This window comes from Streptomyces sp. CG4 (genome assembly GCF_041080655.1).
Classification (GTDB): domain Bacteria; phylum Actinomycetota; class Actinomycetes; order Streptomycetales; family Streptomycetaceae; genus Streptomyces.
Map to the genome: position 1 here is coordinate 2,902,341 of NZ_CP163525.1, position 18,756 is coordinate 2,921,096.

An 18,756-nucleotide genomic window follows, 5' to 3' on the forward strand; every position below is an offset into this window, starting at 1 on the left:
GGCCCCGGGGTGTCGTCCGCTCGGATCGTCAGTCGCGCTGCGACTTCACCGCCCGGCGGCGCCGCCACACCGCCACCGGCAGGACCGCCGCGAAGGCCACGCCCTCCGGGGCCACCGTCAGGGCGGCGGATGCCGAGGACTGCTGGGATAGTCCGGGCTGGTCGAAGGTGTCCGGGACCGGCAGGGTGCCCCAGCGGGTGATCGGCCAGGCCTTGACGATCGCGCGGCCCACGACGTCGTCGACCGGGACCATGCCGTGGTGCTTGTCGGACTGGTTGTAGCGCGAGTCGCGGGAGTTCTGGCGGTGGTCGCCCATCACCCAGATGTAGCCCTTGGGGACCTTCACCTTGAACTGGCCGCCCAGGTCGTCATCGGTGCACGGCGTGTTGCCGGGGTAGACGTACGGCTCGTTCAGCGGCTTGTTGTTGACCAGCAGCGGGCCGGTGCCCTTGCACTGGACCGTGTCGCCGCCGACGCCGATCACACGCTTGATCAGGTCCTTCTCATTGGCGGACGGCATCAGGCCGATCCAGCTGAGGACCTGCTGCACGGCGTTCGGGGTCGGCGCCGGCTCGCCCGCCAGCCAGTCGTCCGGGTCGTGGAAGACCACGACCTCGCCGCGCTCGGGCTGGGAGCCGAACCACGGGGTGAGCTTGTCGACCAGCACGCGGTCACCCACCTGGAGGGTGTTCTGCATCGAGGCGGACGGGATGGAGAACGCCTGCACCAGGAACGTCTTGATCAGCAGCGCCAGGACCAGCGCGATCACGACGAGGATCGGCAGCTCCTTCCAGAAGGAGCGCGGCTGCTTCTTCGGCCGGCCGGCCGGCTCGCCCGCACCCGCGGCCCCGGCGGGCGGCCGCTGCTCCTCGCCGGGCCCGTCCTGGCCGCCCGCCGGGTCATTCCCTGAGGTCATGGCGCCGTCCGGCACGGGGGCGTTCGCTTCCACGGGGTGTCCGCGGTGCTCCTCGCCGTCGTGCCCCGACCGTGCGCCAACCGCCACATCCCCCACGCCAACTCCTTACTCTGTGCCGCTGCCTGCCCCGCATGCGGTGCAGGCCCACTACTCCCATAACGAGCGGGAGTTCCGCAGGGGTCGGGAGCTGGGTCAGTCCGTTCGGATTCTCGGGGGCAACCCTATGCGACACCTGGGGACCGGCGGTCGCACCCGACACGGAGTTACCCACGCTTGCGAAGGTTTTAGGTTCCTGCAGGCGTGTCCAGTGGCCGATGGGCCAGCCGATGGCGACGGCCCGGCCGACGACGGACTGCTCGGACACCGTGCCGCCGTAGGCCGTGTTCTGGTGGAAACGGGAGTCCGCGGAGTTGCCGCGGTGGTCGCCCATCACCCACAGCCGGCCCTTGGGGACGGTGATGTCGAAGGACTGAGCGGACGGGGCGTCCCCCGGATAGATGTAACCGCCCTCGGTGAGCGGTACGCCGTTGACGGTGATCCGGCCTTGCGCGTCACAGCACTTGACGTGGTCGCCACCGACTCCGATGACCCGCTTGATCAGGTCTTTCTCGTTGTCGGACGGCAGCAGGCCGATGAAGGTGAGGCCTTCCTTGAGCTGCTTGACGACGACCGGGTCGTGCTTCTTGGCCGTCTGCTCGTCGGCCAGCCAGCCGCCCGGGTCGTGGAAGACGACGACGTCCCCGCGCTCGGGCCTGGAACCGAACCACGGGGTGAGCTTGTCGACCAGGACGCGGTCGCCGATCCGGATCGTCTGCTCCATCGAGCCGGACGGGATCACGAACGCCTGGACGAGAAACGTCTTCAGGACCAGCGCTATCAGGACGGCGACACCGACCAGAAGGGGGATCTCCCGCACGGCTGAACGGCGGCGCTTGCGCTTGACCTTGCGCTGGAGCTTGCGCCGCTCGGCCCGCGTACGGCCGCCGCCGGGCACGGAGGCGCGGCGCGATCCGGTGGGCAGCAGATTGTCGGCGGGGCTGGTGGGCACCCCGCGCGGTTTGCCGCGGTTACCCATGCGCACCCGCCCCGCTCGGCGGCTGCGGCACACGCGCGTAGGCGGAGGGCCGGGTGAGGTGTCTCCAGTGGCCGGAGGGCCACAGGATCCAGTCGGCGCGGCCGATGACGTCACCGACCGGGATCATGCCTCCGCCGGGGGAACCGAGATGGTCCCGGGAGTCGCTGGAGTCGCTGCGGTGGTCGCCGAGGACGAAGAGACGGCCGTCCGGCACGGCGACGTCGAAGGGCACGCCGGAGGCGGTGTCCCCGGGATAGAGGAACGCGGACTCGTCGACCGCGCGGCCGTTCACCTCGATCCTTCCCTTCTTGTCGCAGCAGACCACGTGGTCTCCCCCCACCCCGACCACGCGTTTGACGTAGTCGGCGTGCCCGAAATACCCGTTGCCGTCGAACACGATCACGTCGCCGCGGCGCGGCTGAGCACCGAAACGGTACGCCAACTTATTTACGAGAACGCGGTCCCCGATCCTCAAACCCTGTTCCATGGATCCGCTCGGAATCTGGAACGGCTGCACCACGAACGTGTTGAGGACCAGCAAAAACGCCAGGCAGGCGAAGAGGGTGAGAGTGATCCGGCCGCCCGGCAGCCAGTCGGCGACCCGCGTCACCAACGCGAAACGCGACCGTTCCTCCGGCCCCGGGGAATCCGGGTGGGAGGAGCGGTCGCGTTCCGTCGGCTGTGCTTCGGTGTCCATCGGAGCCAGATGCTATCCGGCTCCGATGTGACGCCGGGAAGGCGCTCAGCTCTCGCGCTTCTCCTTGATCTTCGCGGCCTTGCCGCGCAGGTCACGGAGGTAGTACAGCTTGGCGCGGCGCACGTCACCACGGGTGACGAGCTCGATCTTCTCGACGATCGGGGTGTGCACCGGGAAGGTGCGCTCGACGCCGACGGAGAACGAGACCTTGCGGACCGTGAAGGTCTCGCGGACACCGGAGCCCTGACGGCGGATCACAACGCCCTTGAACTGCTGCACACGGGAGCGGTTGCCCTCGATGACGCGGACGTGGACGTTGACGGTGTCACCCGGGCGGAAGGCCGGGATGTCGCTGCGCAGCGACGCGGAGTCGACGGAGTCGAGCAGGTGAGACATTTCGTCTGCTTTCTTCGCTGATGCCACAGGTCATCAACGGCAACTAGGTGTTTGCACGAAGCCGTGTGCGGGTCGGGGCGGACGTCGTGTCCCCCTGTGGCAGGGGCGCACGCCGGACGGGCGCACAACAGCGGTCTATTGTTCCACGCCCTCGGCCCGCCGCCAAAATCGGCCGTACGGCTCCCCCGCCGGGTCCGGTTCCCAGCCCAGGATGGACAGCATCTCGCGGTCCTTCTTGTCGAAGGCCTTGGGGTCGCAGCGCTCGATGAGGTCGGGCCGGTGGGCGGTCGTACGCCGCAGGGCCTCGTCGCGGCGCCAGCGGGCGATCCTGCCGTGGTGGCCGCTGAGCAGCACGTCCGGGATGTCCCGGCCGCGCCAGACGGGCGGCTTGGTGTAGACGGGGCCCTCCAGGAGGCTCGCCATCGCGCCGGGCGCGAAGGAGTCGTCGCGGTGGGACTCGGCGTTGCCGAGGACGCCGGGCAGCAGCCGGGCGACGGCCTCCGTGATGACGAGTACGGCCGCCTCGCCGCCGGCGAGGACGTAGTCGCCGATGGACACCTCGTACACCGGCATACGGGTCGCGTACTCGTCCATGACGCGGCGGTCGATGCCCTCGTAGCGGGCCGGGGTGAAGATCAGCCAGGGGCGCTCGGAGAGCTCGACGGCGAGTTCCTGGGTGAAGGGGCGGCCGCTGGGGGTGGGCACGATCAGCGCGGGCGCCTGGGCGCCGGTCTCGTAGCCGTCGGCGAGGATCGTGTCTAGGGCGTCGCCCCAGGGTTCGGTCTTCATGACCATGCCGGGGCCACCGCCGTACGGCGTGTCGTCGACCGTGTTGTGCCGGTCGTACGTCCATGCGCGCAGGTCGTGCACCTGGACGTTCAGCTGTCCACGCGCGCGTGCCTTGCCGACCAGGGAGACGTTCAGGGGCTCCAGGTACTCGGGGAAGATCGTGACGACGTCGAGCCTCATGCGCGGTTGTCCCCGGACTCTTCCCCGGACTTTTCCCCGGACTCGTCTCCGGGCTCCTCCCTGGAGGAGTCGATCTCGGCGCGGTCGTCGATCAGGCCCGGCGGGGGCGCGATGACGGCCCGCTGCTCCGCCAGGTCGATCTCGGTGACGATCTGCTCCACGAACGGGATCATCACCTCGGTCCCGTCGGGGCGCTCCACGATGAACAGGTCCTGGGAGGGCAGGTGCGAGATCTCGGTGATCCGGCCGACCTCCGTCCCGTCCTCGGTGACCACGTCGAGGTCGATGAGCTGGTGGTCGTAGTACTCGTCCTCGTCCTCGGGCAGTTCCTCGGGGTCGACCTCGGCGATCAGCAGGGTGTTGCGCAGGGCCTCGGCGCCGGTGCGGTCGCCGACGCCCTCGAAGCGCAGCAGGAGGCGGCCGCTGTGGACGCGGCCGGTGGCGATGGTGAGCGGCCCGGCGGAGGCCGGGTCGGTGGCCAGGACGGCGCCCGGGGCGAGCCTCAGTTCGGGCTCGTCGGTGCGTACCTCGACGGTGACCTCGCCCTTGATGCCATGGGCACGGCCGATCCGCGCGACTACCAGCTGCACGTGTCCAATTCTCCTGTCATCTCCTGCTCACGCATCCTGCGGATACGGCCGGCCCGCGCATACGGCTCGGGCCGGGGACGGCCCAGTGGCCCTCCCCGGCCCGAGCCGGTTGCGATGAAGCGTCAGCGGACGTGGTCCACGTCGACGAGGTCGACGCGGACACCGCGACCGCCGATGGCGCCCACGACGGTGCGCAGAGCGCGCGCGGTACGGCCGTTGCGGCCGATCACCTTGCCGAGGTCGTCGGGGTGCACCCGGACCTCCAGCACGCGCCCGCGGCGCAGGTTGCGCGAGGCGACCTGCACATCGTCAGGGTTGTCGACGATGCCCTTCACGAGGTGCTCAAGCGCCTCTTCGAGCATGCTGCTCAGGCCTCGGTCGAGTCGGACTCGGCAGCCGCCTCGTCCTTCTTCTCAGCCTTCTTCTTCTGGGTGATCGCCTCACCCTTGCCCTCGTCCTCACCGGCGAGGGCCTCGAACGACGGACGGGCCGACTTCGGCTCGGCGACGAGCAGCGGCGCGGGAGCCGGCTCGCCCTTGAACTTCTGCCAGTCGCCGGTCTTCTTCAGGATGGCGAGAACGGGCTCGGTCGGCTGCGCGCCGACACCCAGCCAGTACGCCACGCGCTCGGCGTCCACCTCCATGACCGACGGGTTGTAGGTCGGGTGGTACTTGCCGATCTCCTCGATGGCCCGGCCGTCACGGCGGGTACGGGAGTCGGCGACGACGATGCGGTAGTGAGGCGAACGGATCTTGCCCAGACGCTTCAGCTTGATCTTGACTGCCACGGGAGTGGGTTCTCCTGGATTTGACGTGGTTGGGCACGGCGAGTCTGCCGCGTGGGGTTGCGGTACCCGAGTGCCCGACGGACGCGTCAGCCGGAGGAGAGAGGGGTCCTGTGCGGCTGTCGAGTACAGCTAGCCATTGTGCCATACCCTGCGGGCCGCTTCGGGCCGAGGGGCGTGGACTGCGGCTGGGCATGCCTCGGAGGCACCCGGCGTGGAGGTGAGATCACGTCGGGTGCGCTGCGCGGGGCTCCCCGCGGCACCCCGCGCAGGACGGAGGTCACGTACCGGCACCCACGAGATGCCGGTGATGTGCGGCCGTCCGCCGCTACGCCGCGCCCGCGACCTCCGGGATGCGGAACGGCTTGCCGCAGCCGCCGCAGACGATGGGGGCCTGGGCCAGGACCGAGGGGACCACGCGGACGTTGCGGCCGCAGTCGCAGACCGCCTTGACGCGGACGCCACCGCCGGAGGAGCCGTGCCGGGCGGCCGGGCCACGGAAGGTGCGGGAGGTGTCCGAGGAGGTGGCCGCCGTATGCGCTCTCAGCGCGCGCTGGAGCCGCTCGATGGTCGGGCGGTAGCGCCGCTTGGCCTCGGGGTTGAGCGTGACCAGGGAGAAGCCGCTGCTCGGGTGCGGCTCCTCGGGGTGGTCGAGGCCCAGCTCCTCGGCGATCGCGAGGAAACGGCGGTTGTGGTAACGGCCGGCGCGGGAGGTGTCGCGGATCCCACGGGCGGCGGCGATGCCGTGGACTGCCTCATGAAGCAGTCGCTCGAAGGAGAGTTCGTGACCGCACGCGGACGACGACTCCCCGATCAGGGACTCTGGCGCGGCAAGGTCCGGCAGCTCGGGGTGGTACCGCTGAATGTCGGCCCACGCCTGTGCCAGCTCTGCGGCGAGAACAGGTGGTGTCTGTGTCGTGCTCACGTAATGACAACGAGCGGGGGTGCCGCTGTGTTCCTATTCCGGGGCATCCCAAATAATTTGCACGTACCCGTCAGTTGCCGCTGATGCGTCCGGACGAGGGCGGGTGCGCTGATCTGCGGAGAAGCCTCACAGCTCCTACCAAGCCGGTGCGTAGTCCGCACTACGCCCGCCCGTCGCCCACCACCGCCCTCAACGGAGGCCCTTCGGGCCGCCCCTTCGGTTGGCCAGTACGGCCGGCCCTCTAGCCTTCGGCGCCTGCGCAAGAGCCCTTTCGGTCGCTCTCGGCGCGGGGCCTCACTTGGGTCAGCGTGCGGAACGCGCGGGACGTTACCGCGCGCTGCCCGACCCCCCGGCACCGGCTCGTTCCCCCGAAGCGGACACCGTATGGCCATCCAGATTGCCGGGATGTGAAATCTCGCCACACCGGCGCCCGCACCCCAAGCGGGGCCCCACACCCCCTGGACGGGGTCGCGCGCCGGGAGTTACCTGGCATACGTGGCAAGTGCGCGCGCACGGCGCGCGGAGCCACGCAACCGGGCACAGCGGCGAACTGTCGGCGGATTGGGGCGCTTACCTATGACACCTACGCTCGTGCGGCAGCACGCGTCCCACGCGGATTCCGCACCCCGCGTGGACCTGTGCGCACGCGCGCGTGACTGGTCCGAGATCCAGGAGCGGATGCTGGTGCCGCTCTACGAAGCCGTCTACGAACGACTCGAAGTGGGCCCCGCCACCCGGCTGCTGGGCCTGCGCTGCGGCTCCGGGCTCGCGCTGCTGCTGGCGGCCGGCAGAGGCGCCGCGGTCACCGGTGTCGACGCCGCCTCACCCGAACGGCTCGCTCTCGCCCGCGAACGCCTGCTGCCGGACGCGCCTCGCGACAGAAGCGGCGTCCCCGGCGGACACCGCCACGGTCCGCGCGGTGGAAGAAGGCAGCCACGCGTGCGTGCCGCCGTACGGCTTCTCGACGGGATGGCCCGTGCCGCGGCAGGCGCGGAGACGGTCGCGTACACCCTGGTGACCGTCTTCGAGCCGATCGGGTGCCTCGCCGGGGACTCCGAGGGGCTCGGTGAGCTGCTGGCGGGCGCGCTGCCGTCGGCCGCGAGGGGGGCCGCCGTGGTGCTGGCCGGCTGGGGTCCGCCGGAGCGCTGCGCCACCTCCTCGGTGCTGCGGGTGGCGACGAAACTGGCCGATCCCCTGCGCAGCGCGCGCAGCTGGCGGCCGGCCCGGCGGGACGACCTGGAGGAGGTCGCCCAGCGGGCCGGGCTGAAGCCGGACGGCTCGGGGCGGGTGGCCTGCCCGTTCGGTTACGCCGATGTCGACAGTGCGGTACGCGGGCTGCTGTCGACCGGACTGTTCGACGCGGCGATCGCGGCGGCCGACGCCAAGCAGGTCGACAAGGAGCTGACGGAGGCCCTCCATCCGTACCGGCGTCCGGACGGGACCGTGTGGATGCCGAACGTCTTCCGGTACCTGATCGCGCGCGTGACGTGAAAGTCGTGGCCGATCGCTCCCCCCACGGGGACGCAGCCCACGCTCAGACCTCGGTGTCCTTCGTCAGGCGCGTGATCCCGGCGATCCGGTACGCGTCCGCCTCCTCCAGCGTCTCGTTCGCCAGCAGCGCCTCGGCGAGGGCGTCCAACTGGCCGCGGTGGTCGCGGAGTTTGCGGCACGCCTCCTCGTAGCACTCGTCCACGATCCGCCGCATCTCGGTGTCGATCACGTCGAGGGTCTGCGGGGCGGCGGCGAGGCCGTAGGCCTGCTGGGCGTCGTTGGGGAGCGCGGAGAGGCGGCCGACCTCCTCGCTCATGCCCCAGCGGGACACCATTCCGCGCGCGATGTTGGTGACCTGTTCCAGGTCGCTCTCGGAGCCGGTGGTGATCACGTCGTATACGACGTGCTCGGCCGCCATCCCGCCGAGCGCGCCGATGATCCGGCCGCGCAGATACTCCTCGGTGTACGCGTACTTGTCCGCGTCCGGGGTGGACAGGGTGACGCCGAGGGCGCGGCCGCGCGGCACGATGGTGATCTTGCGGACCGGGTCGGCGCCCGGCTGGAGCATGCCCAGCAGGGCGTGTCCGCTCTCGTGGTAGGCGGTGCGCCGGCGTTCCTCCTCGGGCATCACCAGCGGCCGTTCCGCGCCGAGCTGGACCTTCTCCAGAGCGTCGGACAGGTCGGCCTGGTGCACCCGTTCCTGTTGCCGCTTCACCGCGAGCAGGGCGGCCTCGTTGGCGAGGTTGGCCAGATCCGCGCCGGTCATGCCCGGGGTCGTACGGGCGACCTGGGCGAGGTCGACGTCCGGCGCCATCGGGATGTCACGGGTGTGGATCTCCAGGATGGCCTCGCGGCCGCCGCGGTCCGGGGGCGAGACCTGGACCACCCGGTCGAAGCGGCCGGGGCGGGTCAGCGCCGGGTCGAGGATGTCGGCACGGTTGGTGGCCGCGATGACGATGACGCCCTCCGAACCGGAGAAGCCGTCCATCTCGGTGAGGATCTGGTTCAGGGTCTGCTCGCGCTCGTCGTGCCCGCCCATCGACGCGCCGCCGCCGCGGGCCCGCCCGATGGTGTCGATCTCGTCGATGAAGATGATCGACGGCGCGACCTTGCGGGCCTCCGCGAACAGCTCTCGCACGCGGGAGGCGCCGACGCCCACGATCATCTCGATGAACTCGGACGCGGACGCGGAGAAGAACGGCACGCCCGCCTCGCCGGCGACCGCCCGCGCGAGCAGCGTCTTTCCGGTGCCGGGCGGGCCCGCCAGCAGCACACCGCGGGGCATCTTGGCGCCCATACGGCGGTAGGCGTCGGGGTTCTTCAGGAAGTCGACGACGTCGTTCAGCTCGCCCTCGACCTCGTCGATGCCGGCCACGTCCGCGAAGGTGGTGCGCTTCTCGCCCGGCACCAGCTCGACCGGCTTCGGCGGCGCCTTGCGGCCCAGCATGCCGCCCGCACCACCGCCGAGCCCCGCCCTCATCCGCCGCGCGATGAAGATCCACACGGCGATCAGCAGCAGCATCGGTGCCAGCGAGATCAGCAGGTTGGAGAGGAAGCTGCGGTGCTGGACGACCGGTTCCGCCGTCACCGTGACGTTGTGCTTGGTCAGGTTCGACCAGAGGCTGTCGTTCGCGAAGGACGGCCGCTCGGTGTTGAACTTGGTGTACTTCCCGCCGCCCTCGGGGTTCTTCTGTTCCTTCTTCAGCTGGCCCTGGATCGAGTCGCCCTTGGCGTAGATCTTGGCGACATTGCCGTCGTTCACCTGCCTGCTGAACTCGGTGTACGCGATCGTCGGCTCGGTCTCCTGGTCGAAGTACGACAGCACCAGGTTCGCGATCAGGTACACGATCAGCGCGGTGAGGATCAGGCGCCACCAGCCGCCCCGCATCCCGCGCCCGCCGGGCGGCTGCTGCGGCGGCTCGTCGGGGGCGCCCTCGGTGCGCCAGGGCTGGTCGGGCGACTTGCGTGGCGGCGCGGGGTTGGTCATATGCGGACCGTACGACACCGACCAACCCCTGGCACGCGCAGAGGTGAACCCCGGGGCGACTCGACCCGTGGAGTCCCTGAACCCGTCAGCCCATGAACTTCTTGAACTCGTCCGGCAGCTCGAAGTCCTGGCCGCCCTGCTGCGGCAGCCCGAACGCGCCACCGGCCTGTCCGGCGGCCTCGCGGCGCTGGGCCTCCTCCAGCTCCTGCTGCCTGCGCTTCATCGGGTTGCCGGAGCGCTGCTTGCCCTTGGCCTTCTTCGGCTGCTTCTTGGTGCGGCCGGGGCCGCCGCCCATGCCCGGCATCCCCGGCATGCCCGGCATCCCGCCGCCCTGGGCCATGCGGGACATCATCTTGCGGGCGTCGAAGAACCGCTCGACCAGGTTCTTCACCGCGCTGACCTCGACACCGGAACCCTTGGCGATACGGGCGCGGCGGGAGCCGTTGATGATCGTCGGGTCCTGGCGCTCACCCGGGGTCATCGACTTGATGATCGCGGCGGTGCGGTCGACGTCCCGCTCGTCGATGTTCTGGATCTGGTCCTTGATCTGGCCCATGCCCGGAAGCATGCCGAGCAGCTTGCTGATGCTGCCCATCTTCCTGACCTGCTCCATCTGGGCCAGGAAGTCGTCCAGGGTGAAGTCCTGGCCCTTCTTGGACGCCAGCTTCGAGGCCATCTTGGCGGCCTCTTCCTGGCTGAAGGTCTTCTCCGCCTGCTCGATCAGGGTGAGCAGGTCACCCATGTCGAGGATGCGGGAGGCCATCCGGTCCGGGTGGAAGGCGTCGAAGTCGTCCAGCTTCTCGCCGTTCGACGCGAACATGATCGGCTTGCCGGTGATCTCGCGGATCGACAGGGCGGCACCACCACGGGCGTCGCCGTCGAGCTTGGAGAGCACCACGCCGTCGAAGCCGACGCCGTCGCGGAAGGCCTCGGCGGTGTTGACGGCGTCCTGGCCGATCATCGCGTCGACGACGAACAGGATCTCGTCCGGGGAGACGGCGTCGCGGATGTCCGCGGCCTGCTGCATCATCTCCTGGTCGATACCGAGGCGGCCCGCGGTGTCCACGATCACGATGTCGTGGACCTTGGACTTCGCGAACTCGATGGAGTCCTTGGCGACCTGCACCGGGTCACCGACGCCGTTGCCCGGCTCGGGCGCGAAGACCGCCACGCCCGCGCGTTCGGCGACGACGCTCAGCTGGTTGACGGCGTTCGGGCGCTGGAGGTCGGCGGCGACCAGCAGCGGGGAGTGGCCCTGCTCCTTCAGCCAGCGGCCGAGCTTGCCCGCGAGGGTGGTCTTACCGGCACCCTGCAGACCCGCGAGCATGATCACGGTGGGCGGCTGCTTGGCGAAGCGCAGCCGCCGGGTCTCGCCGCCGAGGATGGTGACCAGCTCGTCGTTGACGATCTTCAGGACCTGCTGGGCCGGGTTCAGCGCCTTGGAGACCTCGACACCGAGGGCGCGCTCCTTGACGTTCTTGATGAACGTGCGCACGACAGGGAGGGCTACATCCGCTTCGAGGAGCGCGATGCGGATCTCGCGCGCGGTGGCGTCGATGTCCGCCTCGGAGAGCCGTCCCTTGCCGCGCAGGTTCTTGAAAGTCGCTGACAGGCGATCGGAGAGAGTGTCGAACACGGCGCTCGCGGTCCTCGGGGTCGGTGACGGTCTTGATGGGAATCGCCCTCCAGGGTATCCCGGCGCCGAAGACACCGGGGAAGGTCGTCCCCCGGCTCATCCGCGCAGGGTCGCCTCCAGCACCCGGGCCAGGGATCCGGCGTCCTCCCCCGGCAACGGCTCCCCCGCCCCCGTGGTGACGTAGAACGCGTCCACGGCGTTGGAGCCCAGCGTGCTCACATGCATGCTCCGTACCCGCACCCCCGCCTTCTCCAGGGCCGTCCCGATGCGGTGCAGCAGGCCCGGGGCGTCCTGGGCGCGGACCTCTATGACCGTGGCGTGGTGGGAGGCGGCCGGGGCCACCGTCACCCGGGCGGGCGGGGCGATCCAGCCGCGTCGGCGGGGGTAGGCCGCGTCGCGCTCGGCGAGCCGGCCGGCGATGTCCAGGGTGCCGTCCAGGGCGCGGACGAGGTCGGAGCGGAGCCGGGCGGCCTGGGGCAGGGAGCCGTACTCGGCGGCCACCCGCCAGTTGAGCAGCAGCACCGCGCCGTCTTCGACGTCGTCCGGCAGCGTCAGGGTGCGCAGCTCCGCCGTGCGCACGGTGAGGCGGTGCACAGCGAGGACACCGGCGACGGCGGGGAGCACGGCGGGCTGGTCGGGTACGGCGATCAGCAGCTCGACGCCGAGCGGTTCCTGGGCGGACTCCTCCTCGGTGACCGGTTCTCGCTGGGCGCGCAGCGCGAGGACCGGGCCGCCGGTGCGGTACGCCTCGATCGCCAGCCGCTCCTGCTCGGCCGTGGGCGCGGCGGGCTCCGGCTCCTCGGGGACGTCTCCGGCGAGTACGGCGGAGACCCGCCGGACCAGGTCGGCGACGAGGGAGCCGCGCCAGGAGGACCAGGCCGCCGGTCCGGTGGCGAGGGCGTCGGCCTCGGTCAGCGCGTGCAGCAGCTCCAGGGTGCTCTGGGTGCCGACCGCCTCGGCGACCGAGCGGACCGTGGCGGGGTCGTCCAGGTCGCGGCGGGTGGCCGTCTCGATGAGGAGCAGGTGGTGGCGGACCAGGAGGGACAGCACGGCCACGTCCGACCGGTCGAAGCCGATCCGCGCGGCCACGTCCTTGGCGATGATCTCGCCGGCCAGCGAGTGGTCGCCGGGCCAGCCCTTGCCGATGTCGTGCAGCAGGGCGGCGACCAGGAGCAGATCGGGGCGGCTGACGCGGCGGGTCAGTTCGGAGGCGCGGACGGCCGTCTCGATCAGATGCCGGTCGACCGTCCAGATATGGACGGCATTGCGCTGCGGGCGGCAGCGGACCCGTTCCCAGTCCGGCAGCAGGCGGCTGATCAGGCCCTCCGCCTCCAGCGCCTCCCAGACGTCGACGGTGGGGCGGCCGGAGCCGAGCAGGGTGACCAGCTGCTCGCGGGCCTCGGCGGGCCAGGGCGTGGGCAGGGGGCGCACGGTCGCGGCCATGCGCCGTACGGCGTGCAGGGAGAGCGGGAGGCCGGCCTGCGCGGCGGCGGCCGCGGCGCGCAAAGGGAGCGCGGGGTCGCGATCGGGGCGCGCGGCACGGGCGAGCACCACCTCACCGTCCTGCTCCACCACCCCCTCGGCCAGCGGGGAGCGCTCGACGACCGGCTTGCCGCCGCCCAGCATGGCGCGCAGGCGCGGTCGTACGGCGCGCGCCCGCAACACGCGCCCCACCTCGCGCCAGGTGACGTCACTGGCGTACGCGATGACGCGCGCCGCCTCGTACACCTGCCGCAGCAGCGTGTCCGCGTCCAGCAGGCCCAGCTCGGCCGCCACCTGGTCCTGCTCCTGGAGCGCGAGCCGGTCGGTGGCGCGGCCCGTCGCCAGGTGCAGCGCGTCCCGTACGTCGAGCAGGCGTCGGCGCGCGTCGGCGAGGCCCTCGCGCGGGGCGTCGGCGAGCCAGGACGCGGCGACGGCGCGCAGCGCGGTGGCGTCCCGCAGGCCGCCGCGGGCCTCCTTCAGGTCGGGTTCCAGCAGGTACTGCAACTCGCCCTGCCGGTCGGCGCGTTCGGCGCACAGTTCCTGGAGTTCGGGGAGGCGTTTGGGGGCCTGGTTGCGCCAGTCGGCGAGGACGGCCGTGCGCAGCCCGGCGGTGAGGCCGAGGTCGCCGGCGAGATGGCGGGCGTCCAGGAGGCCGAGCTGGACTTTCACATCCTCTCCGGCGGTCTTCCGGGCCTCCGCGGGGGTGCGCACGGAGTGGTCGAGGGCGAGGCCGAGGTCCCAGATCGGATACCAGAGGCGGTCGGCGAGGGCGGCGACGGCGCCGGGGTCGGAGCCGTCGTGCAGCAGCAGGAGGTCGAGATCGCTGCGCGGGGACAGCTCGCCACGGCCGTAGCCGCCGACCGCGACGAGGGAGGCGCCCCTGAGGTCCTTGGCGGCCGCGGTGAACAGGCCGCCGAGCCAGTCGTCGGTCAGTTCCGCGAGGGCGGCACGGCGCGGCGGCCCGGACCGCGCCCCCTCGGTGAGGAGGCGCAGCCGGGCCGCCGCGTAGCCGCTGGGTCCCGAGTCCTCTGCTTCCGTGCGCACGTCCGTTCCCGTCACCCAGTGGCTCCCGTTCTTTTTCTGCTGTCCGTCAGAGCGCGTCGGGGCCGCGCTCGCCGGTGCGGACCCGTACGGCCGTCTCGACCGGCAGGGACCAGACCTTGCCGTCACCGATCTTGCCGGTGCGGGCGGCCTTGACGATGACGTCGATCAGCTGCTCGGAGTCGTCGTCCTCGGCCAGTACCTCTATGCGGATCTTGGGGACCAGGTCGACGGTGTACTCGGCACCGCGGTAGACCTCGGTGTGGCCCCGCTGACGACCGTAGCCGCTGGCCTCGGTGACCGTCAGGCCGTGCACGCCGAAGGCCTGCAGGGCCTCCTTGATCTCATCCAGTCGGTGGGGCTTGACGACGGCGGTGATGAGCTTCATGCGTCCACCTTCTTGGTCTGCGTGGCGGCGGCCAGGGCCGAGGAGTGCGCGGCGGAGCCGATGACACCGCCACCGGTGCCGCTGAAGTCGTAGGCGCTCTCGGCGTGCTCGGCCTGGTCGATACCGGAGATCTCCTCGTCCTCGGTGACCCGCATGCCGATGGTCTTGTCGAGGAGGAAGGCGAGGATCGCGGAGACGACCAGCGAGTAGGCGAGGACCGCGCCGACACCGGCGCACTGCTTCCACAGCTGGGTGAAGGAGTGGTCGCCGTAGAAGACGCCGGTCGCGGTGGACTGGCCCTTTCCGGTGGCGAAGAAGCCGATCAGCAGGGAGCCGAGGATGCCGCCGACCATGTGGACGCCGACGACGTCCAGGGAGTCGTCGTAGCCGAACTTGAACTTCAGGCCCACGGCCGCGGCGCAGGCGACACCGGCGATGGCGCCGACGGCGATCGCGCCGAGCGGGGAGACCGCGCCGCCGGACGGGGTGATCGCGACCAGACCGGCGACCGCGCCGGAGGCAGCGCCCAGCGTGGTGAACGCGCCGTGCCGGATCTTCTCGTAGGCGAGCCAGGCCAGCATGGCGGCGCCCGTGGCGACCTGCGTGTTGACGAACATCAGCGCGCCGACGCCGTCGTCGTTGCCGAGCCAGGAGCCCGCGTTGAAGCCGAACCAGCCGAACCACAGCAGACCGGCGCCGAGCATGACCAGCGGGAGGCTGTGCGGGCGCATCGGGTCCTTCTTGAAGCCGACGCGCTTGCCGATGACGAGGATGACACCGAGGGCCGCCGCACCCGCGTTGATGTGGACCGCCGTACCGCCCGCGAAGTCGATCACGCCGAGCTTGAAGGCCCAGCCGTCGGCGCCCCAGACCCAGTGGGCGACCGGGACGTAGACGATCGTGGCCCACAGGGCGATGAACAGGCACCAGGCCGAGAACTTCACGCGGTCGGCGAGCGCGCCGCTTATCAGGGCCGGGGTGATGATGGCGAACATCATCTGGAACACCATGAAGACGAAGATCGGGATGGTGTACCCGGGCCACAGCTCCGTCAGGCCGATGTGGCTGAGCCCGAACCAGTCGGAGTTCCAGCCGATCAGGCCGTTGTGCGTGCCGAAGGCGAGGGAGAAGCCGTAGAGCGTCCAGAGGATCGTGATGATGCCCATGGCGATGAAGCTCATCATCAGCATGTTGAGGGTGCTCTTGACCCGGACCATGCCTCCGTAGAAGAAGGCCAGTCCCGGGGTCATGATCAACACCAGGGCGGAAGCAATGAGCATGAAGCCTGTGTTCGCGGACGACAGCTTGGGTGCCTCCGCGGCAAGCGTGATGGCTGGAGCCATCGGCGTCTCCTCGTCGGTTTCTACGGCCCCGTGCGGGCGGTGCCTGGGCGGTCCGGTGGTGGCGGGGGGTGGGCCGGTTATGCGCCATGAGATTGGCGCAGCGCGGTTTCGGTGGACGCCCCTCGTTGTTTCGCCGGAGTGACGAAGACGCCTTGCGTGTTACGCGTACATGAACTGCCGGATCTCGGCCGTGCCGATCGTTATCGTGACGCAACCTCCTCCGGGTGATCCGGCCGGAGCGGCGAACCGGCCGCGGCGGGCCTCTCCGATGACCTGGCGCGGGGGAGCCGAGTCGGGCAGTTCGGGAGGACCGGCCGCGGCCGGGGACGGGTGGCCGGGGGTGTCAGACCGCTTCCGCGGTCTCCGGCAGGTCGACGGCGAGCTGATCGCCGAGGTCGACGACGACCGCGAGGTCGCCGTAATCGCGTACGGCCGTGTCGACGGTCTTTCGAATACGAGTGTTCACACGCTCGGACCGGACCTTCTTGGCGATGTCCATGGCCCGGGTGGCAAAAGCCGTGCTCTCCTCGGGCTCGCGCTGGAGCAGGTGCACGGTGGCCATGCCGATCAGATTCAGCGCATACGACCGCTGGTGCTCACTGTCCTTGGCGAACAGCTCCACCGCCCGCTGCATGAGCGGCTCGGCGAGAGAGGCGTAGGTGGGGCTGCGCCCGGCGACGTAGGCGAGGTCGCGGAAGGAGTGGGAGTTCTCGCCGTACAGCTCGGCCTCGGAGAAGAAGCGGATCCAGTCGGGGTCCGGCTCGTCCCACTCGTCGGCCTCGGCGAAGGTGTCCTCGGCCATGCGGACCGCGCGCTTGGTCTTGCCGGGCTGGCCCATGTTGGCGTAGGCGCGGGCCTCCATCGCATACAGCATGGACTGGGTGCGCGGGCTCGCGCAGTCGCGGCTGCCGTACTGGGCGAGGTGGATCAGCTCCAGGGCGTCGTCGGGCCGACCGAGATGGATCATCTGGCGGCTCATGCTGGACAGGATGTACGAGCCGAGCGGCTTGTCACCGGCCTCCTTGGCCGCGTGCAGGGCCAGGACGAAGTACTTCTGCGCGGTGGGCTGGAGCCCGACGTCGTACGACATCCAGCCGGCCAGCTCGGCCAGCTCGGCGGCGACCTTGAAGAGCTTGCGGGTGGTGGCCTCGGGCTGCGGCTCCTGGAGCAGGTCGGTGACCTCGTGCAGCTGGCCGACGACCGCCTTGCGGCGCAGGCCGCCGCCGCACTGGGCGTCCCACTGCCGGAACATCCGCGTGGTGGACTCCAGCAGGTCCAGCTCGGGCCGGGACAGCCGGCCGGGCCTGCGGGAGTCGAGCACGGGCTCCGGCGCGACGGGGACCGCGGAGGCGGGCGTCGGCACGAGCCAGCGCTGCATGGGCTCGATGAGGGTCGGGCCGGCGGACAGCGCCAGGGAGGTGCCGAGGAAGCCGCGCCGGGCCAGCATCAGATCGCTGCGCGAGAACTCGCTGAGCAGGGCGACCGTCTGCGGGCCCGTCCAGGGCAGGTCGACTCCGGACACGGAGGGTGACTGCCGGGCGGCGCGCAGGCCGAGGTCCTCGATGGAGACCACACAGCCGAAGCGCTCGGAGAACAGCTCCGAGAGGATGCGCGGGATTGGCTCCCGCGGGTTCTCCCCGTCCAGCCAGCGTCGCACGCGCGAGGTGTCGGTGGAGATGTGGTTGGCCCCCAACTGGCGGGCCCTGCGGTTCACTTGGCGCGCCAGCTCGCCCTTGGACCAGCCGCTGCGCACGAACCACGAGCCGAGCAGCTCGTTGGGGCGCTTGTCAGCGTTCACCCCGCTACCGCCGTTGCCGCTCACTGGAACGCCCCCATCCCTGAGACCACTTGTCGTCGTTGCGATCCTGGGTCGCCCGTCAGGGAGACCGCCACGCGCCAAGCCCTATCAGAATGCCGGAAAATACGGCTTCCCGTCCGCCGGTTCTCACCCGTCGAACGAGCTGACGACTCGCCTCCGGCATACCCCTGGATGCATATGCCTCCCGGACTCGCACACTCACAGTAATCCTACGATCACCCGCTCAGCCACGGGGATCCCGGAAACGCCACCATTCGCCACCCCTTCGAATGAACTCACGCCCGCCCGCACGCGATTCACTTGACATAGGACGGCCGGAAGTGGGCGGAGTGACGCGCACTGGGGGCGCACAGGCCCCGACGCGCCACTGGCCGCGCTTCAAGGCGCCGCCTGACCTCGCGTCGGCACGGGCAGGCGGAGCCGTAGCGTTACATTCCGCTTTCGCCTCGTTCCGTGTCGTAACCACCGGCGCGCTGACCCGTTGGAGGGGGCATGGGCTTCACGATCGGAGGCATTCGCGAGATCCGCTCCGGTACGCGCCGGCGCGGCCGTACGTCGGAGTGCACCGCTGTCGCCGAGTTCACCGGGCTGTGGGGCTGGGACGTGGTGCCGGGGGCGCGCGCCGCGGCGGGCGCCTGTTCGTGCGGGCACGCCGACTGTCCCGCGCCGGGCGCGCATCCGCTCGACTTCGCTCCCTCTGTGCCGGCCGGGGCCACGCTGGACGACGTGAGCAAGGCCTGGTCCGAGTTCCCGGGCGCCGCGGTGATGCTGCCGGTGGGCCAGGCGTTCGACGTCATCGAGGTCTGCGAGGCCGCCGGCCGCCGCGCCCTGGTCCGCCTGGAGCGCATGGGCCTCCCCCTCGGCCCGGTCATCGCGACCCCCGACGGCCGCGCCCAGTTCTTCGTCGCCCCCGGCGCCGCCGCCGAACTCCCCCGGCTGCTCTACCGCATGGGCTGGGACGACGCCTCGGCCCTGGACCTGCGCGGCCTCGGCCCCGGTACGCACCTCACCGCGCCGCCCTCCGACCGGGGCGGCCTCGGCCCGGTGCGCTGGCTGCGCCCGCCCGCGCTGGACTCGGCGACACGGCCACCGGCGGCACGGTTGCTGCTGGGCACGCTGGCGTATGTGGCGCACCGGTCGCGGGAACGGGCGTGACTCCGCCGTAGCCCCTCGCAGCAGCCTCTTGCAGCAGCCCCTCGCAGCAGCCCATCCGGAGA

Annotated in this window: 17 protein-coding genes; 2 read left to right on the forward strand and 15 right to left on the reverse strand. The window is 70.9% G+C overall.

Features of this window, described 5'->3' with window-relative positions; all coding sequences use genetic code 11:
* Positions 1 to 28: 28 nt before the first annotated feature.
* The 9 genes from lepB (AB5L52_RS13045) to AB5L52_RS13085 form a co-directional block, all read right to left on the reverse strand.
* Entirely contained in the window at positions 29 to 1,012 is a 984-nt protein-coding gene (gene lepB / locus AB5L52_RS13045; RefSeq protein ID WP_369364117.1) for a signal peptidase I, read from the reverse strand.
* Positions 900 to 1,991, reverse strand: coding sequence for a signal peptidase I (gene lepB / locus AB5L52_RS13050; RefSeq protein ID WP_351024486.1), 1,092 nt, complete (start codon positions 1,989 to 1,991; stop codon positions 900 to 902). Before lepB (AB5L52_RS13050) ends, lepB (AB5L52_RS13045) begins: the two co-directional genes overlap by 113 nt.
* Positions 1,984 to 2,688: a signal peptidase I gene (gene lepB, locus AB5L52_RS13055; RefSeq protein ID WP_351024483.1), complete on the reverse strand. Its 705-nt coding sequence runs from the start codon at positions 2,686 to 2,688 to the stop codon at positions 1,984 to 1,986. Before lepB (AB5L52_RS13055) ends, lepB (AB5L52_RS13050) begins: the two co-directional genes overlap by 8 nt.
* Positions 2,689 to 2,733: 45 nt before the next feature.
* Positions 2,734 to 3,084: a 50S ribosomal protein L19 gene (rplS, locus tag AB5L52_RS13060; RefSeq protein WP_069778487.1), complete on the reverse strand. Its 351-nt coding sequence runs from the start codon at positions 3,082 to 3,084 to the stop codon at positions 2,734 to 2,736.
* 135 nt (positions 3,085 to 3,219) lie between these two features.
* The gene (gene trmD / locus AB5L52_RS13065; RefSeq protein WP_369364120.1) at positions 3,220 to 4,053 is read right to left on the reverse strand and encodes a tRNA (guanosine(37)-N1)-methyltransferase TrmD; all 834 of its coding nucleotides are present in this window, start codon (positions 4,051 to 4,053) and stop codon (positions 3,220 to 3,222) included.
* Positions 4,050 to 4,643, reverse strand: coding sequence for a ribosome maturation factor RimM (rimM, locus tag AB5L52_RS13070; protein WP_369364122.1), 594 nt, complete (start codon positions 4,641 to 4,643; stop codon positions 4,050 to 4,052). Before rimM ends, trmD begins: the two co-directional genes overlap by 4 nt.
* A 122-nt stretch (positions 4,644 to 4,765) precedes the next feature.
* Positions 4,766 to 5,005 carry an RNA-binding protein gene (locus AB5L52_RS13075; RefSeq protein ID WP_003973401.1) on the reverse strand — a complete coding sequence of 80 codons (240 nt, stop codon included), beginning with the start codon at positions 5,003 to 5,005 and terminating at the stop codon, positions 4,766 to 4,768.
* A 5-nt stretch (positions 5,006 to 5,010) separates the two neighbouring features.
* Positions 5,011 to 5,430, reverse strand: coding sequence for a 30S ribosomal protein S16 (rpsP, locus tag AB5L52_RS13080; RefSeq protein WP_351024473.1), 420 nt, complete (start codon positions 5,428 to 5,430; stop codon positions 5,011 to 5,013).
* Between the two features lie 325 nt (positions 5,431 to 5,755).
* The gene (locus AB5L52_RS13085) at positions 5,756 to 6,352 is read right to left on the reverse strand and encodes a hypothetical protein (protein ID WP_351024471.1); all 597 of its coding nucleotides are present in this window, start codon (positions 6,350 to 6,352) and stop codon (positions 5,756 to 5,758) included.
* A gap of 576 nt (positions 6,353 to 6,928) precedes the next feature.
* On the opposite strand from AB5L52_RS13085, the gene AB5L52_RS13090 reads away from it, so the two are divergent.
* Complete coding sequence (locus AB5L52_RS13090) at positions 6,929 to 7,843, forward strand: class I SAM-dependent methyltransferase (protein WP_351024469.1); 915 nt, start codon at positions 6,929 to 6,931, stop codon at positions 7,841 to 7,843.
* Between the two features lie 43 nt (positions 7,844 to 7,886).
* Here AB5L52_RS13090 and ftsH read toward each other — a convergent pair whose 3' ends face one another.
* From ftsH to AB5L52_RS13120, 6 genes are all read right to left on the reverse strand, one after another.
* Positions 7,887 to 9,830, reverse strand: coding sequence for an ATP-dependent zinc metalloprotease FtsH (gene ftsH, locus AB5L52_RS13095; protein WP_351024466.1), 1,944 nt, complete (start codon positions 9,828 to 9,830; stop codon positions 7,887 to 7,889).
* An 85-nt stretch (positions 9,831 to 9,915) separates the two neighbouring features.
* A complete protein-coding gene (ffh, locus tag AB5L52_RS13100; RefSeq protein ID WP_351564829.1) occupies positions 9,916 to 11,466 on the reverse strand; it encodes a signal recognition particle protein in 1,551 nt (516 codons plus the stop codon).
* Positions 11,467 to 11,562: 96 nt separating this feature from the next.
* Complete coding sequence (locus AB5L52_RS13105) at positions 11,563 to 14,007, reverse strand: [protein-PII] uridylyltransferase (protein WP_369364127.1); 2,445 nt, start codon at positions 14,005 to 14,007, stop codon at positions 11,563 to 11,565.
* A gap of 31 nt (positions 14,008 to 14,038) precedes the next feature.
* Positions 14,039 to 14,377 carry a P-II family nitrogen regulator gene (locus AB5L52_RS13110; RefSeq protein WP_043680493.1) on the reverse strand — a complete coding sequence of 113 codons (339 nt, stop codon included), beginning with the start codon at positions 14,375 to 14,377 and terminating at the stop codon, positions 14,039 to 14,041.
* Positions 14,374 to 15,720, reverse strand: coding sequence for an ammonium transporter (locus AB5L52_RS13115; protein WP_351024457.1), 1,347 nt, complete (start codon positions 15,718 to 15,720; stop codon positions 14,374 to 14,376). The genes AB5L52_RS13110 and AB5L52_RS13115 overlap by 4 nt, the downstream gene beginning before the upstream one ends.
* Positions 15,721 to 16,063: 343 nt before the next feature.
* Positions 16,064 to 17,542: a hypothetical protein gene (locus AB5L52_RS13120; protein ID WP_351564835.1), complete on the reverse strand. Its 1,479-nt coding sequence runs from the start codon at positions 17,540 to 17,542 to the stop codon at positions 16,064 to 16,066.
* 489 nt (positions 17,543 to 18,031) lie between these two features.
* Here AB5L52_RS13120 and AB5L52_RS13125 point away from each other — a divergent pair, with 489 nt between their 5' ends.
* Positions 18,032 to 18,694 (forward strand): bifunctional DNA primase/polymerase, encoded by a 663-nt coding sequence (locus tag AB5L52_RS13125; RefSeq protein ID WP_351024452.1) that lies wholly within the window; start codon positions 18,032 to 18,034, stop codon positions 18,692 to 18,694.
* The last annotated feature ends 62 nt before the right edge of the window (positions 18,695 to 18,756 follow it).